Below are 15,065 nucleotides of genomic sequence, written 5' to 3'. Positions count from 1 at the left end.
GCCGATCGTCACCGGAGTTCTCCGGGTGCTTGCCTGCCGCGCCGTTTTTTGTCCACAGCCTGTGGAGGCGGCGATGCGTTGGTTGGTGGGTTGGAGCAGTATCGCCGCGAGCTTCGGCACGGCCGGGGCGGTCGGCGGCAGCGACGACGGGCGCACGATGCACCCCGTGGGCTCCCAACTCCTGTGGGGCGACCCCGATCCGCTCTGGGCGGTCGGCGACTGGCGGCCCGATGAGATCCGCACCGTCCGGGTGGACACGGCCGAAGGCGCGCCCATGGTCCGGCTCGCCGTCCTCGGCTGCTGCGGGGCCACCGACGAACAGCTGCGCGTCGGTCTGCTGGCCGCCCGGGGCGGCGCCCTGCGCCACCTCACCGCGTGGACCGGCAGCTACACGGTCGTCGTCCAGATCGGCCGCCGGATCACCGTCGTCGGCGATCTCGCCGGGGCCCGCCCGGTCTTCTACACGCCGTGGGCCGGGGGCACGGCGTACGCCACCGCCGCGCTGCCGCTCGCCGATCTCATCGAGGCCCAGCTCGACATCGGCCACCTGGCCGCCCTGCTGGCCTGCCCCGAGACCCCGGAGGCGCTGCGCGACGGCACCCCCTACGCGGGCGTGAAGCGCATCCCGCCCGGCCACGCCCTGATCCTCCGCGAGGGCTCGCGCGAGATCACCGGTTACGAGGCGGTGGCCTCCCTCGCCGTCGCGGCGCCCGAGCTCGACCCGGTGAGCGCCGTCGACGGCGTGCGCGACGCCCTGGTCGAAGCGGTACGCGCCCGGCTCCTGGCCCCGCGCCACGCCCCGGAGACCCTGCCGCCCGACCCCGGCCCGGTCCCCGGCATGGGCCCGGCCGAACGCCGCGCCGCCCGGGGCGCGCCCGTGCCCGGCATCGGCGCCGACCTCTCCGGGGGCAGCGCATCGGCGACGCTCGCCCTGCTCGCTGCCGGTCTGCCCGGGCTGCCCGGCACGATCCTGGGCCACGGCACCGGGGCGGGGGAGCGGCTGCTCGCGGTCACCTTCAACGATCTGACGACCCGCGCCCACGAACCCGAGCTCGAACGGGCCCGCGCCATCGCGGCCAACCCCCGGCTGCACCACGTCGTCGTCGCGGCGGGCGAAGAGGCGCTGCCCTACGCCGAGCTGGGGGCCGGGCCGCTCACCGACGAGCCGGCTCCCTCCCTCGTCGTCGCCGAACGGCACCGGCGCCGGCTCTCCGCGGGCAGCGCCGACCACTTCGTGGGCGCCGGTGCCCGGCAGGTGCTCGACGCCCACCCGGCCCGCCTCGCCGACCTGCTGATGGACCGGCGCCGCCGCCACCTGCTACGTCCGGTCGCGGCCCTCGCCAAGGCCGAAGGCCCCTCCGCGCACTCGCTGTTCGTGCCGCTGACCGTCTACCGGGCGGCCCGCAAGCTGGCCCGTACGTCCTATCGCACCGGCCTCGAGACGGCGGCAGGGCGGCTGCCCGAAGCCAACCGCCTCGCACCCGGCCTCGACACCCCGGCCGATGCGTCGCTCGCCGCACTCGCCTGGTCGAGACCGGGTCCGGCCGCCCGGTGGCTCACCGGGGAGGCGCTGGCAGAAGTATCGGTTCGTCTTCAGGAGGCGGCGATCCGTCCCTCTTCGGTCCAGCGCCCCGGCGAGGCCCGCGCGAGGGCCGCCCTCGCCCGCAGCGCCGCCGACCACCGCATCCTGGAGCAGGCCGCCGAGATCCGCAGCCAGCGGCTGCACGCCCCCTTCCTGGACAACCAGGTCGTACGCGCGGCCCGCGCGCTCCCCGAGTCGCTGCGGGTCCAGCCGGGCGCCCGCGCGGCGATCCTGCGCCGTGTCCTGGCCGGAGCGGGCATCCACGAACTGCCGCCCGGCTGGGGCGCCCCCTCGCAGCACACCTCGACGGCGGTGACCCGGACCGGGCTGCGCGCCGCCCTGCCCGAGCTCATCGCGCTCTTCGACGCCCCGCTGCTCGCCGATGCCGGTCTGGTGGAGGCCCGGGTCGTACGCAAGGCCCTGCGCGCGGCCTCCGAGGGGGAGCCGCTGCCCCTGGACGGCCTCGCCGAGCTCGCCTCCACGGAGCTGTGGCTGCGCCGCCTCGTCTCCCGGCGTGGCACCTGCTGGACCGGCACGGCGGCGCCCCGGCAGCGCGCGGTGGCGGGGGGTGTGGTCCCGGCCCGGCGCTCGCTCCAGGGGTGACAGGGGGCGGGGGCGCGCCGGGGTGGGCTCGTCTCCACGGGTCCTGAGGGCGGGCGCCCGCCGGGTGGGTTCGTCCCCAGGCGTCCCGGTCCGTCCGACCGCTGCTCACCGGCACTTCCGCCGGGACACAATGGTCCAGTGCGGTATCTGATCCTGGGCGCCACCGAGGCGCGAGACGAGAACGGTGGCGCGCTGCCCCTCGGCGGCAGCAGGCTGCGTGCCCTTCTCGCCGCCCTCGCCCTGCGACCGGGACGCCCCGTGCCCGTGGCCGACCTCGTGGACGACGTCTGGGCGGACGATCCCCCCGCCGACGCGCCCGCCGCCCTCCAGGCCCTCGTCGGGCGGCTCCGCCGGGTGCTGGGCCGGGAGGCGCTGGCCAGTACGCCGGGCGGTTACCGCCTGACGGCCGGCCCGGACGACGTCGACCTCTATGTGTTCGAGCGGCTGGCCCGGCAGGGTGGGGCCGAACTGGAGGCGGGCGCGCCGGACCGGGCCGCCCGGACCCTGCGGACCGCCCTCGCCCTCTGGCGCGGCCCGGCCCTGGCCGACCTGCCCGACGGGGACCAGGGCCATGCGCTGCGCCCGGAGGCCCACCGCCTCGCCGCCCTGGAACGCCGCATCGAGGCGGACCTGCGCCGCGCGACGGATGGCGCGGGGAGTGCGGGCTCGGGCGGGGGTGCGGCCTCGGACGGGGGTGCGGGCTCGGCCGGGGGTGCGGGCCCGGCCGGTGGTGCGGGCTCGGGCGGCGCCGGGGCCGCCAGGCAGTCCGCTTCCGGGACGCCGACCCTCGCCGAGCCCTTCACCGCAGAGCCCTTCACCGCAGAGCCCGGCGAGGCCGCCGCCCCGGCCGCCGCCGCCCTGGTCGCCGAGCTGACCGAGCTGACTGCCGCCCACCCGTACGACGAGCGCTTCCGGGCCCAGCTGATACGGGCCCTGCGCACCGACGGCCGGCAGGCCGACGCGCTCGCCGCGTACGAGGACGCGCGCCGCGCCCTCGCCGACGGGCTCGGCACCGATCCCGGGCCCGAACTGACGGCTCTGCACCGCGAACTCCTCGCCCCGGCGCCCGCGCCCGCCGAAACCGGGTTGTTTCACGTGAAACCCGGTCGGAGCAATCTGCGCCCCCGGCTGACCTCCTTCGTGGGGCGCGAGCCCGAACTGCGCGCCATCCGCGAGGACCTGACCCGGTCGAGGCTGGTCACCCTCACCGGCCCCGGCGGCTCCGGGAAGACCCGCCTCGCCGAGGAGTCCGCCGCCCATCTGGCCCCTGCCCCGGGCGAGGCTCCGCCGGATGTCTGGATCGCCGAACTCGCCCCCGTCGAAGACCCCGAGGCCGTCCCGGGCGCCGTGCTCTCCGCGCTCGGGCTGCGGGAGACCGCCCTGCTGCGGGATACCGCCCTCGATGCCGCGCCCCCGCGCACGGACCCGGTCGACCTGCTGGTCGACCGCCTGGGCCACGGCGCCCGCCCCTCACCCGTTCTCCTCGTCCTCGACAACTGCGAGCACGTCATCGGCGCCGCCGCCGCGCTGGCCGAGAACTTGCTGACCCGCTGCCCACAGCTGCGCATCCTCGCCACCAGCCGCGAACCGCTCGCGGTGCCCGGTGAGTCCGTGCGACCGGTCGGCCCCCTGCCCGCCGACCCCGCGCATCGCCTGTTCACGGAGCGGGCCAGGGCCGTGCGCCCCGGCTTCGACCCCGGTCAGGGGGCCGCGCACGACGCGGACGCCGTCGCGGAGATCTGCCGCCGGCTGGACGGGCTGCCGCTCGCCATCGAGCTGGCCGCCGCCCGGCTGCGCCTGCTCGGACCGCGTCAGATCGCGGACCGGCTCGACGACAGGTTCCGTCTGCTGACGGGCGGCAGCCGGACCGTCCTGCCCCGCCAGCAGACGCTGCGCGCGGTTGTCGACTGGTCCTGGGACCTCCTGGACGAGGACGAGCGCACCGCCCTGCGCCAGGTCTCCGTCTTCGCGGGCGGCTGGGATCTGGCTGCCGCCGAAGCGGTCATCAGGACACCGGCCGTCCCCGGCGGGCCCGCCGGGGACACCGCCGACCTGCTCGGCGCGCTGGTCGACAAGTCCCTCGTGGTGGCTGCCCCGGGCGCGGACGGCGCGATGCGCTACCGGCTCCTGGAGACGATCCACGAGTACGCCAGCGAGCGGTGCGCCGAGGTCCCGGAGGTGCGCGCCGCCGCCGAGAACGCGCACACCGCCTACTTCCTCGCACTGGTCGAGGAGGCCGATCCGCTCCTGCGTTCCGACGACCAACTGCCCTGGATCCAGCGTCTGGAGACCGACCTCGACAACATCCGGGCCGTGCTCCACCGCACCACCTCGCCCGCCTCCTCCTCCGAGGCGGAAGCGGCCCGCCTGGTGCTCGCCATGGGCTGGTTCTGGTGGCTGCGCAACTACCGCTCCGAGGGGCTGTCCTGGACCCGGAAGGCCCGTGAGCTCGGCCCCGAACCCACCGACGAGTCGGACCCTCGGTACTGGCCCCGGATGGACCTGCACATGCTGTGGTTCTTCTTCGCGGCGGAGAGCGGGCACTCCGCGATGGCGCACGACGACACCGCGCTCCACGCGCTCGTGATGCGGGTGGCCGACGCCTTCGCCAGCTCGCTCACCCACAGCGTCCGGTTCCCGGGACTGCTCTGGCCGATGACCGCGTATCTCACCGGGACGCCGGAGGACGCCCGGGAGAAGATCGACGCGGCGGTCGACAACGCCCGCGAGCACGGCGGCCCGTGGGAGTACGGCGTCATCCTGATGTTCCGCGCGCACATGGTGGTCGACATGCCGGGCGGCATGCCCGGGATCGATGACGACCTGGACGAGCTGCGCACCCTGAGCCGCCGCGTCGGCGACCGCTGGATGCGCGCCCAGGTGGCGAGCGCGGCGGCCGAGGCGGGCATGATGCGCGGACGCTACGCCGAGGCCCGCGCCGCGTACGAGGAGGCGCTACTGCTCGCCCGCGAGGTCGGCGCCCACGCCGAGGCCCCGTTCCTCCTGGCCCGGCTCGCCGAACTCTCCTACCGCACCGGCGACCTGGCGGACGCCCGTCAGCGGCTGGACAGCTCGGAGGCCGAGGCCGAACGCCACCAGGCCCATGACGCCACCGCGTACGTCCACTACCTGCGCGCCACGATGGCGTTCTACCGGGGCGACATCGCGGACGCCCGGCGGCTGCTCACGGTCGCCCTGGAGGAGGCCGGGCGCGGCGGCCCGCCCTCGCACTTCACTGTGGCGATGGCCGGCCTGTCGGCCCGGATCGCGGTGCACGAGCCGGGGCCCGACGGCGGCCTCGTCGCCGGGGCGCGCGGGCTGACCGGCTCCCTCGTCGCGGCCAAGGAGGCCCAGTGCGCCGAGATCGTCACGGGGCATCTGGCGGACGGCGCGGTGTCGGTCCTGGCGAGGCTCGGCCACCACGCGGTGGCCGCCCGGGTGTCCGCCGCCGCCGATGACTGGCGGCGGACGTCGAGCCCGCGGACCGAGGGGGAGTTGGCCGAGACCGGTGCGGCCGAGCGACTGAGCCGCGAGGCGCTGGGCTCCGCGCGCTACGAGGAGGAGCGCGCCGCAGGCCACGGGCTGTCCCTGGACGACGTCATCGCCCTGCTGCAGGAGGTCGTCGCGGACCTGCCGTGACACCGGACCTGCCGTGTCGAGCGCGGCCCGCCCGCGCCGAGGGGCGGGCGGGCCGCGATCCTCAGCGGCAGCTGATGCGCGACTCGGCCCAGTCCGCGAGGGCGGCCCCGCCGAACGGCTGCTCCGGCTCGACCACCAGCCGGATCCGCTCCTGGCCCGCCACGTTCACCCCGACCGGCACGGCGGGGTCGTTGCCCCGGACCACGGCGGACTGCCAGAGCCGTGTCCCGTCCCCGCCGAACACCGAGAACCGCACCGCGCCGAGCCCCAGGGTGAGGTCGTCCACCCCGGCCATGGCCTCGTAACGGGTGCACTGGCGGTTCAGCTGGATGACCACGGAGGAGCGGCCGTTGACAGTCACCCCGTGCGCGTACTGCGTGCCGCCGACCGATACGCCGGAGCGCTGCCAGACCCAGCCGCTCTCCCCGAGCACCACCTCGGGTGCGGTGTGGTCGCCGAAGAGGGAGTACTCCAGCTCGTTGACCTGGTAGACATCCGGCGCCGGAGCGGGAGGCGGCGGAGTCGGCGCGGGCGGGCTGGGGGTCGGCTTCGGCGGTGGGGACGTCGGCGGCGGCGTGGGACTCGGCGGCGGCGTCGGCTTCGGTGTCCGCGTGGGCGCCGGTTTGGGCGTCGGGGTGGGCGTGGGCTCCGGCGGTGTGGGGGCCGGCGGCGCGGGCTTCGGGGGCGTGGGCTCCGGCGGTGTCGGCCTCGGCGGTGCCGGCGAGGGCACCGCGGGCGCCACGGCCGGGGGCTTGGGGACCGGCTTCGCCTCGGGCCGGGGGCTGTCGTCGCCCACCAGGGCCCAGACGAGCCCGGCCGCCGCTGCGACGGCCACCGCCGCGGCGATGCCGGCCTTCGCGGGTGCGCCGAGCCCCTCGGAGGCCGCCGCACCCCCCGCCGTGCCTGCGGACGAGCCGCTTCCGGTAGCCGCCGCGGCGGCACTCGCCCCGGCGGCGCCGACCGCGCCTCCCGCCACGATTCCGGCGGCCTTGAGGGTGTACCCGGCGGCGAACCAGCCGATGACCGCGACCGGGAGCAGCGCGGGGATACCGGCGTTGACGTGGGCCAGCTCGCCCGCCGCCACGCGGCACTTCGCGCACTCGTCCAGATGCCCCCGCAGCCCGCGCTCCGCCCGCATCCGGAGCCCGCCCCGGGCGTACGCGCCGAGCCGGTCCGCGTACCGCGCGCAGTCGCCGCCGGAGGTGAGCGCCTGGCTCACATGGGCCTGCAGATACGCCTGCTTGAGCCCTTCACGCGCCCGGCTGGCCAGCACCGACGTGGCGTTGGCGGTCAGCCCGAACAGGGGCGCGATGTCGCTGGGCGACTCCTCCTCGACGGTGGTGTGCCACAGCACCGCCTGCCAGCGCTCCGGGAGGCTGCGGAACGCCTGCATGGCCATCGACTGCTCGGCCTCGTGCATCGCGAGCACGTCCGCGCCGAGGTCGAGGGTGTCGTCGTCGGACACCTCGGACGACCGGGCGGCCTGGGCGGCGAACGCGGCGAAGTCGTCCACCAGTTGCTCGCGCTTCGCGGTCTTCGTCCAGGCGGCGGCCACATGCCGGACAGCCGTCATCAGGTAGGCGCGCACCGCCTCCTCGGGCCCTTTGCCGCCCCGTACCGCCTGGAGCGTCCGGGCGAAGACCTCGGCGGTCAGGTCGTCGGCGGTGTGCGCGTCCCGGCAGCAGGTGCGGGCGTAGCGGCGCACGGCCTGGGAGTGGCGCCGGAACAGCTCGTCGTAGGCGAGGTTGTCGCCCTCCCGCATGCGCTGGATCAGCTGCGCGTCCGACGGCCCCGCCGCCGCGCCGTCCGCCCCGCCGGAACCCCGCCCCGCCCGCTGCATGGGCACGGCGGGAACGGTCTCGGCCGGACCCGCGCCGGGGCTCTCGGAAGCGCTCTCCGCCCCGCCGCGGTCGGCCGGTGCGGGCGGCCAGGGGCCCGGCAGGACCGTTCCGCCTGGGTCGTCCGCCGCCACGTCGGCATCGTGCTGACCGGGGACGGCCTGGCTCGGCACCTGGTGCCCGGGTGAGCCGGCCGGCTCCGTACCGCCGCCGGCGATGGACACACCGTCGTACGACTCTTCCCTCTGCCCGTCACCGCTCATCGCGGACGCCCCCGTATGCGCCATCGGACCCGAATACCGGGCAAGCGTGCCACAGAGCGCCGATGCGGCGTGCCCTCAGTCCCACCAACCACTCATCCGGGGTGTCCTCCCCGAACGTGAGCCATAGCCGGCACTCCTTCGGGGAAGGAGCGAGCGGTTGGGTTGACGCGGCAGCGGGCGGGAGGCAGGGCATCGCGACCCCGCCCCGCCCGGCGCCTGTCACTCGGGACGCGAGCGCAGCCCCTCCAGCAGGATGTCCAGCAGCCGGGAAGAGGCCGCTGCCTGCTGGGCCGCGTCCGGCAGCGAAGGCGCGGCCGTCGCGATGACCAGCAGAACGTCCGACACCGTCACATCGTGGCGCAGCTCGCCCGACGTCCGCGCCCGGTCGACCAGCCGCCCCACGACCTCCAGCAGCTCGGCCGCACCGGCGCCCAGGTCCTCGTCGCCGCCCTCCGGACCGGTCCGCTGCCGGGCCACCGCCCGGGGCGCGGCCGTGCCCGCCTCCTGCCGCTGCTGCGGCACCCGGGGCTCGTCCCCGCCCTCGCCGGCCTCACCGACCACGGTCGAGTCCTCGGCCTCCACACCGACCCGCAGTATCTGCGGGGGCAGGAGCCGCCCCGCCCCCGAGGCCACGGAGGTCCGCAGGAAGCGCGAGAGCGCCGACCACGGCTCGTCCTCCTGCCCGAGCGCGGAACGCGCCTGGTCGGTCAGCCGGGCGGTCTCCTCCTCGGCTATCCGGCGCACCAGCACGTCCTTGCTGGGAAAGCGCCGGTAGACCGTACCGACGCCGACCCTGGCCCGACGGGCTACGTCTTCCATCGGGGCCCCGTACCCGAGCTCCCCGAACACCTCGCGCGCAGCACGCAGTACGTGCTCGAGATTGCGCTGCGCGTCCACCCGCAGCGGGGCGGACCGTGCGTGCGCCGACACACCGGCGGGCTGGGCACCGAGGCCGTTGCCCAGCGCGTTCACCGCAGCCGGAGGCGCGGTCGTCGTGGTGCCGCCCGTTCCGTTGAGGGTGCCAACTGCCCCGATGTGTCCGCTGCTTTCAGGCGCGACAGCAGTGGTCGGCCAATGCGATTCCTGAATGTCCATAACTGTTCCCCCGGTTATGACGCGTCTCCCCCCGGAGACTCCCGCCGTGTCCGTCGAGGGTGGACCGATCGTCACCGTCCGACACCCCGACGACATACGAACATAGTTGAGCCCGGGTCAATTCAGAAGGGGGCAGTTCCGCCCGGAGCGCCCCCGGATCGGCGCAAGGACCGGTTGGTCACCACTTGATCCCCGCCCCGGCCCCCCGCCGCAATGCCTGACCTGCGGGGCTTGCGTACCAAGAGTCCGTCCGGCACCACCGGCCCGTCCACGACCTCCGGTCACACAATTTGCCGGGCCTGTGGACAAATTCCGGTGCACGTTGCGTCATGGGGTGGTGATGGCTTCAGCTTCCGGGGGCACAACCCCCGGCCCCCCGCCCGGTGCGCGCATTCTCGTCGTCGGCGGAGGCTACGTCGGGATGTACACAGCGCTGCGTCTCCAGCGGAAGCTGAAGCAGAGACTGAGAAGCGGCGAGACCGAGATCGTGGTGGTCGCGCCCGAGCCCTATATGACGTACCAGCCGTTCCTCCCCGAGGCCGCCGCCGGCTCGATCTCGCCGCGCCATGTCGTCGTACCGCTGCGCCGGGTCCTGCCGCACTGCACCATCGTCATCGGCGAGGCCCGGGCCATCGACCACACCAAGCGCACCGCGACCGTCACCACCCTCGCCAGCGGTGAGGACGGCACCGGTGCCCTGGAGATCGCGTACGACGAACTCGTCCTCGCCCCCGGGTCCGTCTCGCGCACCCTCCCCGTCCCCGGCCTCGCCGACCACGGCGTGGGTTTCAAGACGATCGAGGAAGCCATCGGGCTGCGCAACCACGTCATCGAACAGATGGACATCGCGTCCGCCACCCGCGACCCCGCCGTCCGTGACGCCGCCCTGACCTTCGTCTTCGTCGGCGGCGGCTACGCGGGTGTGGAGGCGCTCGCGGAACTGGAGGACATGGCCCGCTACACCTCGCGGTACTACCACAACATCAAGGCCGAGGACCTGAAGTGGATCCTCGTGGAGGCCACCGGCCGCATCCTGCCCGAGGTCGGCGAATCCCTCGGCCGGTACGCCGTACGGGAACTGCGGGGGCGCAACATCGACGTACGCCTCGACACCCGGCTGGACTCCTGCGAGGACCGCGTCGCCGTCCTCAGCGACGGCTCCCGCTTCCCCACCCGCACCCTCGTGTGGACGGCCGGGGTCAAACCCGCCCCGCTCCTCGCCGACACCGGCCTCCCCCTGGACGAACGCGGCAGGCTCGTGTGCACCGCGAAGCTCACCGTCGAGGGCACCGAACACGCCTGGTCGGCGGGCGACGCCGCCGCCGTTCCCGATCTCACCGCCGCCGAAACCGGCCGCACGACCGCCCCCAACGCCCAGCACGCCGTCCGCCAGGCGAAGGTCCTCGCGGACAACCTGGTCGCCGCGCTCGACGAGGGACCGCTCACCGAATACCGCCACAGCTACGCGGGCTCCGTCGCCTCGCTCGGACTCCACAAGGGCGTCGCGCACATCTACGGGCGCCGGCTGAAGGGCTATCCGGCCTGGCTGATACACCGCATGTACCACCTGAGCCGGGTCCCCACCTTCAACCGGAAGGCACGCGTCCTGGCCGAATGGACGCTCGCCGGCCTCTTCAAACGCGAGATCGTCTCCCTGGGCTCCCTGGAGCACCCCCGGGCCGAGTTCGAACTCGCCGCCGGACGCCGCCCGCGGCCGGACGGGGACGACTGTCAGTAGGGTCCGACACACTGGACGTGTGACCATGGGTGGGCCCACATCTGCACAGAGTGACCCGGCCGGCAGCAACCGACAGTGACCAGCGAAAACCGCCCCAGGAGCGACGAACGCGCCCGACGCCCTGGGCAGAGGAAGCACCCGCCCGAGCGGACCAGACCGACACACGAGGCCAGAAATTCCGTGAACTTCACGCGTTGGAGCGCCCGCCTCCCCGGTACGCAGCGTCGCGCCGCCCGGGAGGACCACAGCTCCGTACCGGCGGCCCGCGCCGAACCGGGCGCCGCCCCGCAGCAGGGCGGGACCGTCGGTGTCCCGCTGCCCTCGGCGCCCGACCTGGAGGACCTCTCCGCCCGCGACATCCTGGGCCGGCTGCCCGCCCTCGTCGCCCTGGTGCACGGATCCCACCACCACATTGCCTACGTCAACGACGCGTACGCCGCCGCCTTCGGCCCCCGCCCCTGCGGCGCCCCGGCCGCCGAGGTGATGCCCGAGCTGGCCGAGATCGGCCTGCTCCCCCTCATGGACCAGGTCCTGCGCAGCGGCACCCCGCGCACGGTCAAGTCCCGCAAGGCCGCCGACGGCCGCTCGTACACCGTGACCTGCACTCCTGTGCGTCCCGACCAGGAGAAGGGCCGCGACAGCGGAGTCCTCGTGTACGCGGCCGACGTCACCGATCACGCCGAGGCCGCCGAACGCCTGCGCGCCAGCGAGGGCCGCCACCGCGAAACCGCCGTCACCCTCCAGCGCTCACTGCTCCCGCAGGAGCTGGAACAGCCCGACGACCTGCGGATCGCCGCCACCTACCAGCCGGGCGGCACGGACGCCGCGGTCGGCGGCGACTGGTACGACGTCATCACCCTCGGCGCGGGCCGCACCGCGCTGGTCATCGGGGACGTGATGGGACGCGGTGTGCGCGCCGCCGCCGTCATGGGCCAGCTCCGCACCGCCGTACGGGCCTACGCCCGCCTGGACCTCCCGCCGCACGAGGTCCTTCAGCTGCTCGACGGGCTCGCCGCCGAGATCGACGCCAGCCAGATCGCCACCTGCGCCTATGCCGTGCACGACCCCAACGAGGGGCTGCTCGTCTACTCCTCCGCCGGACATCTGCCGATCCTGGTGCGCGACGAGGACGGTACGGTCCACCGCGCGGAGGACCCGATCGGCCCGCCGCTCGGCACCGGCGGCTGGATCCACACCTCGGGCACGATCCCGCTGCCGCCCGGTTCCACCGCGGTCCTCTACACGGACGGGCTGGTGGAGCGCCGCAGCGAGGACATCGACGAGGGCGTGGGCGCGCTGGAGCGGGCGCTGTCCGGGGCGACGGGCGCGCCGCAGGTCGTCTGCGACCGGCTGATCCGCTCCCTCAACGTCACCGCGGAGCACGACGACGACGTGGCGGTCCTGGTCGTGCAGCACCCGGCGCGCACGGGCGCCGCCGCCGAGCTGTTCCACAACGCCTCGCTCGAACTGCTCGGCGGCATCGAAGCGGCTCCCCGCGCCCGCGCCTTCGCGACGGGCGTGCTCGCCTCGTGGCGATTCCCGGTGGAGTTGTGCGACCTCGGGGTCCTCGCCGCCGGGGAGCTCGTCGCGAACTCCCTCCAGCACGGCACCCCGCCGATGCGCCTCGGCCTGCGCCGCACCGACCGCCGCCTGATCATCGAGGTGACCGACGGCGACGACCACCTGCCGCGCCGCCGCCGCGCCGAACCGGCGGACGAGGCGGGCCGGGGCATCGAGATCGTCGCCTCGATCGCCACGTCGTGGGGGAGCCGCCGCACGCCGGGCGGCGGCAAGGCGGTGTGGTGCGAGTTCGTCCTGCCGCGGTAGCGGCCACGCTCAGCGCGCGGCGGCCATGGGCTCCGGCGCGCTCTCCGGCACGGAGACGGCCACCACCCGCGACGGCACGTGCGCGATCGAGGGCTGGTCCTGTACGGGGGTGAGCCGTCGGCCGAGCCGCAGCGCGAGCGCGGTGATGCCCAGCGAGAACAGCACGAACGTCACGATGTACGGGCCGTGCAGCGAGGCCCCCATCGGACCGCCCACGGCCGGGCCGACGGCCAGCGCGAGCTGCTTGCAGAGCGCGAACGCCGAGTTGTACTGGCCCACCATCGACTCCGGCGCCAGGTCCGCGACCAGCGGTGCGACGGTCGGCGACAGCATGGACTCGCCGAGCCCGAAGAGCGCGTACGTGGAGATCATCGCGGCCGTCGCCATGGTCTGGCTGCCGTGCCCGAGGCCCGCGTAACCGGCCACGATCCAGGCGAAGGCCCAGATCAGGCCGACCGCCGCGATGACCCGGGAGCGCCGCCGGCGCTCCACGAGACGCAGCACCACGAACTGGGCGACGACGATCACGGCGGTGTTGGCGGCCAGCGCGATGCCGAGCGTGGAGGGCTCGATGCCCGCCGCCTCGGTGCCGTACGCCGCGAGCCCGGACTCGAACTGTCCGTAGCAGGCGAAGAACAGCACGAAGCCCAGCACGCACAGCTGCACCATCGCGCGGTGCGAGAGCAGCGTCCGCAGCCCGCCGCGCGGGGCCGGTGCCCCGGCCACCGTCTCCGGCGCGCTGACGGGGGCACCCGGCATCCGCACGGTCGCCGCGATGACGCCGAGCGCCAGGAACATCACCGCTTCGATCAGGAACAGCAGCGTGAACGACGCCGGGCTGCTCGTGTCGACGATCTGCCCGCCGACCAGACCACCGATCCCCAGCCCCAGGTTCTGCAGGAAGAACTGCATCGCGAACGCCCGGGTACGGGTGGCGGGGCCGGTGCATCGGACGAGCATGGTGGCGAGCGCGGGCTGCATGACGGCGGTGCCGGCGCCGAGCACGGCAGCCGCCAGAACGGCCGTGGTGACCTGCGAGGACACACCGAGCGCGACGGCGCCCAGGGAAGCGACGGCCGAGGCGGCGATCAGCACGGGCAGCGGACCGCGACGGTCGATCGCCCGGCCGGTGAACGGCAGGACGGCAAGCGCCGCCATGGCGAAGACCGCCAGCACGATCCCGGCCGTACCGGCGCCCAGATCCCGTACCTGCGCCACATAGACGTACAGATACGGAACGGTGAACCCGAGCCCGAACGCGCTCAGCGCGCTCCCCAGCTGGATCCGCCGCAGTGCTGCGCCCATTTCCCTGGTCACACTCACCTACCTCAAGCTCTCGAAGCCTCTGAGTCGTACCGATCGAACGACTCGAACCCGAAGACTTTATCACTAAAGTTAGATGTTGAACACTACGACTCGAAGGACTTCGACGGCTATGGGTGGCGTGCCATACTGCGCGCCATGTCCGACACCACCGAGCCCGGACTCGATGAGCCGAGCCTCGACGAGCAGATCGCCGCCTACCAGCGCGAGTACCGCGACCTGGACCCCCAGGTCGAACAGGTCGTCTCCGCGCTCGGCCGGCTGAACCGCCGGATGAACGTCGCGTACGGGAGACAGCTCGCCGCGCTCGGCATCAGCAACGCGGAGTGGGAGGTCCTGAAGACCCTCGTGCTGGGCGGAGAGCCCTACCGCCTCGGCCCCGGCGAGCTCGCCAAGCGGCTCGGTCTCACCCCGGCCGCGATGACGCACCGGATCGACCGGATGGCTGGTGAGGGCCTGGTGACCCGTGACCGCGACGAGAACAACCGTGTCCGCGTCATCGTGGAGCTGACGGACGAGGGCCGTACGAAGTGGCTGGAGGCGATGCGGATGGCCACGGACTTCGAGGCGGACCTGCTCCAGGACCTCGACGGCGAGGAGCGCGGGGTGCTCGGCGCGATGCTGACCCGTCTGCTGCGGAGGGTGGAGCACGCCCAGCCGGACGCCGGCGGCCGGCTCACCGACCTGGACTGAGCGGCCCTGCGGGGCAGGTGGGGAGGGGTTGACACGCCCCTCGGCGATCCGTAAGGTTCTTCGGGTTGCCACGGAGCCTGAACGGTTCCGCGGCAGCCGATCCCGCCGCAGACGCGGCACACCAAACTCAGCACGATCTCCCGTTCGGGGAAATTTCGGCATGCCGAAATTAATTTCGAAGGCCCGATTATGAGCCGCCGGGAAAATCCGCTAGAGTTTTGGACGTCGGAAGGGCCCAACAGCCCGGAGGACAAGCCCCGCTGACTGGGAATCAGGCCCGAAAGGATCTGATAGAGTCGGACTCGCCGGAAAGGGAAACGCGAAAGCGAAGAACTGGAAAGCGAAAATCGCTTGACCCGCTTCGGCCGGGAATCGGACACGAAAGAGTCTGATAGAGTCGGAAACGCAAGATCGAAGGGAAGCGCCCGGAGGAAAGCCCGAGAGGGTGAGTACAAAGGAAGCGT

Annotated in this window: 8 protein-coding genes; 5 read left to right on the top strand and 3 right to left on the bottom strand. The window is 74.1% G+C overall.

Translation table 11 applies throughout. The features are described 5' to 3' along the window. Window positions 1–73 precede the first annotated feature (73 nt). Window positions 74–2,185, top strand: a complete 2,112-nt coding sequence (locus AMK18_RS19620; RefSeq protein ID WP_106430034.1) for an asparagine synthase-related protein — start codon at window positions 74–76, stop codon at window positions 2,183–2,185. Between the two features lie 138 nt (window positions 2,186–2,323). After that, window positions 2,324–5,824, top strand: coding sequence for an AfsR/SARP family transcriptional regulator (locus AMK18_RS19615; RefSeq protein ID WP_073863767.1), 3,501 nt, complete (start codon window positions 2,324–2,326; stop codon window positions 5,822–5,824). Between the two features lie 61 nt (window positions 5,825–5,885). Here the strand turns inward: AMK18_RS19615 and AMK18_RS19610 are convergent, their stop codons facing one another. Together AMK18_RS19610 and AMK18_RS19600 are read right to left on the bottom strand one after the other, a co-directional pair. Next, window positions 5,886–7,925, bottom strand: coding sequence for a sigma-70 family RNA polymerase sigma factor (locus AMK18_RS19610; protein ID WP_198957058.1), 2,040 nt, complete (start codon window positions 7,923–7,925; stop codon window positions 5,886–5,888). 219 nt (window positions 7,926–8,144) lie between these two features. Next, window positions 8,145–9,020, bottom strand: a complete 876-nt coding sequence (locus AMK18_RS19600) for a TetR/AcrR family transcriptional regulator (protein WP_202534881.1) — start codon at window positions 9,018–9,020, stop codon at window positions 8,145–8,147. 421 nt (window positions 9,021–9,441) lie between these two features. On the opposite strand from AMK18_RS19600, the gene AMK18_RS19595 reads away from it, so the two are divergent. Both AMK18_RS19595 and AMK18_RS19590 read left to right on the top strand, forming a co-directional pair. Further along, window positions 9,442–10,758 carry an NAD(P)/FAD-dependent oxidoreductase gene (locus AMK18_RS19595; protein ID WP_241836603.1) on the top strand — a complete coding sequence of 439 codons (1,317 nt, stop codon included), beginning with the start codon at window positions 9,442–9,444 and terminating at the stop codon, window positions 10,756–10,758. A gap of 180 nt (window positions 10,759–10,938) precedes the next feature. After that, window positions 10,939–12,585 (top strand): ATP-binding SpoIIE family protein phosphatase, encoded by a 1,647-nt coding sequence (locus AMK18_RS19590; protein ID WP_073863763.1) that lies wholly within the window; start codon window positions 10,939–10,941, stop codon window positions 12,583–12,585. A 9-nt stretch (window positions 12,586–12,594) separates the two neighbouring features. Here AMK18_RS19590 and AMK18_RS19585 read toward each other — a convergent pair whose 3' ends face one another. Continuing rightward, window positions 12,595–13,890 carry an MFS transporter gene (locus tag AMK18_RS19585; RefSeq protein ID WP_073863762.1) on the bottom strand — a complete coding sequence of 432 codons (1,296 nt, stop codon included), beginning with the start codon at window positions 13,888–13,890 and terminating at the stop codon, window positions 12,595–12,597. 156 nt (window positions 13,891–14,046) lie between these two features. Between AMK18_RS19585 and AMK18_RS19580 the strand changes: the two genes are divergently transcribed. Then, a complete protein-coding gene (locus AMK18_RS19580) occupies window positions 14,047–14,601 on the top strand; it encodes a MarR family winged helix-turn-helix transcriptional regulator (RefSeq protein ID WP_018101704.1) in 555 nt (184 codons plus the stop codon). Window positions 14,602–15,065: the final 464 nt, after the last annotated feature.

This window comes from Streptomyces sp. CB01249 (assembly GCF_001905735.1).
Lineage (GTDB): Bacteria > Actinomycetota > Actinomycetes > Streptomycetales > Streptomycetaceae > Streptomyces.
This window is presented reverse-complemented; position numbering and strand designations above follow the sequence as displayed.

Excerpts from the sequence above, each read along its gene's own strand:
- AMK18_RS19620 (WP_106430034.1), top strand. The coding sequence starts at position 74 with ATGCGTTGGTTGGTGGGTTGGAGCAGTATCGCCGCGAGCTTCGGCACG.
- AMK18_RS19585 (WP_073863762.1), bottom strand. The coding sequence starts at position 13,890 with ATGGGCGCAGCACTGCGGCGGATCCAGCTGGGGAGCGCGCTGAGCGCG.
- AMK18_RS19580 (WP_018101704.1), top strand. The coding sequence starts at position 14,047 with ATGTCCGACACCACCGAGCCCGGACTCGATGAGCCGAGCCTCGACGAG.
- AMK18_RS19610 (WP_198957058.1), bottom strand. The coding sequence starts at position 7,925 with ATGAGCGGTGACGGGCAGAGGGAAGAGTCGTACGACGGTGTGTCCATC.
- AMK18_RS19595 (WP_241836603.1), top strand. The coding sequence starts at position 9,442 with ATGTACACAGCGCTGCGTCTCCAGCGGAAGCTGAAGCAGAGACTGAGA.
- AMK18_RS19600 (WP_202534881.1), bottom strand. The coding sequence starts at position 9,020 with ATGGACATTCAGGAATCGCATTGGCCGACCACTGCTGTCGCGCCTGAA.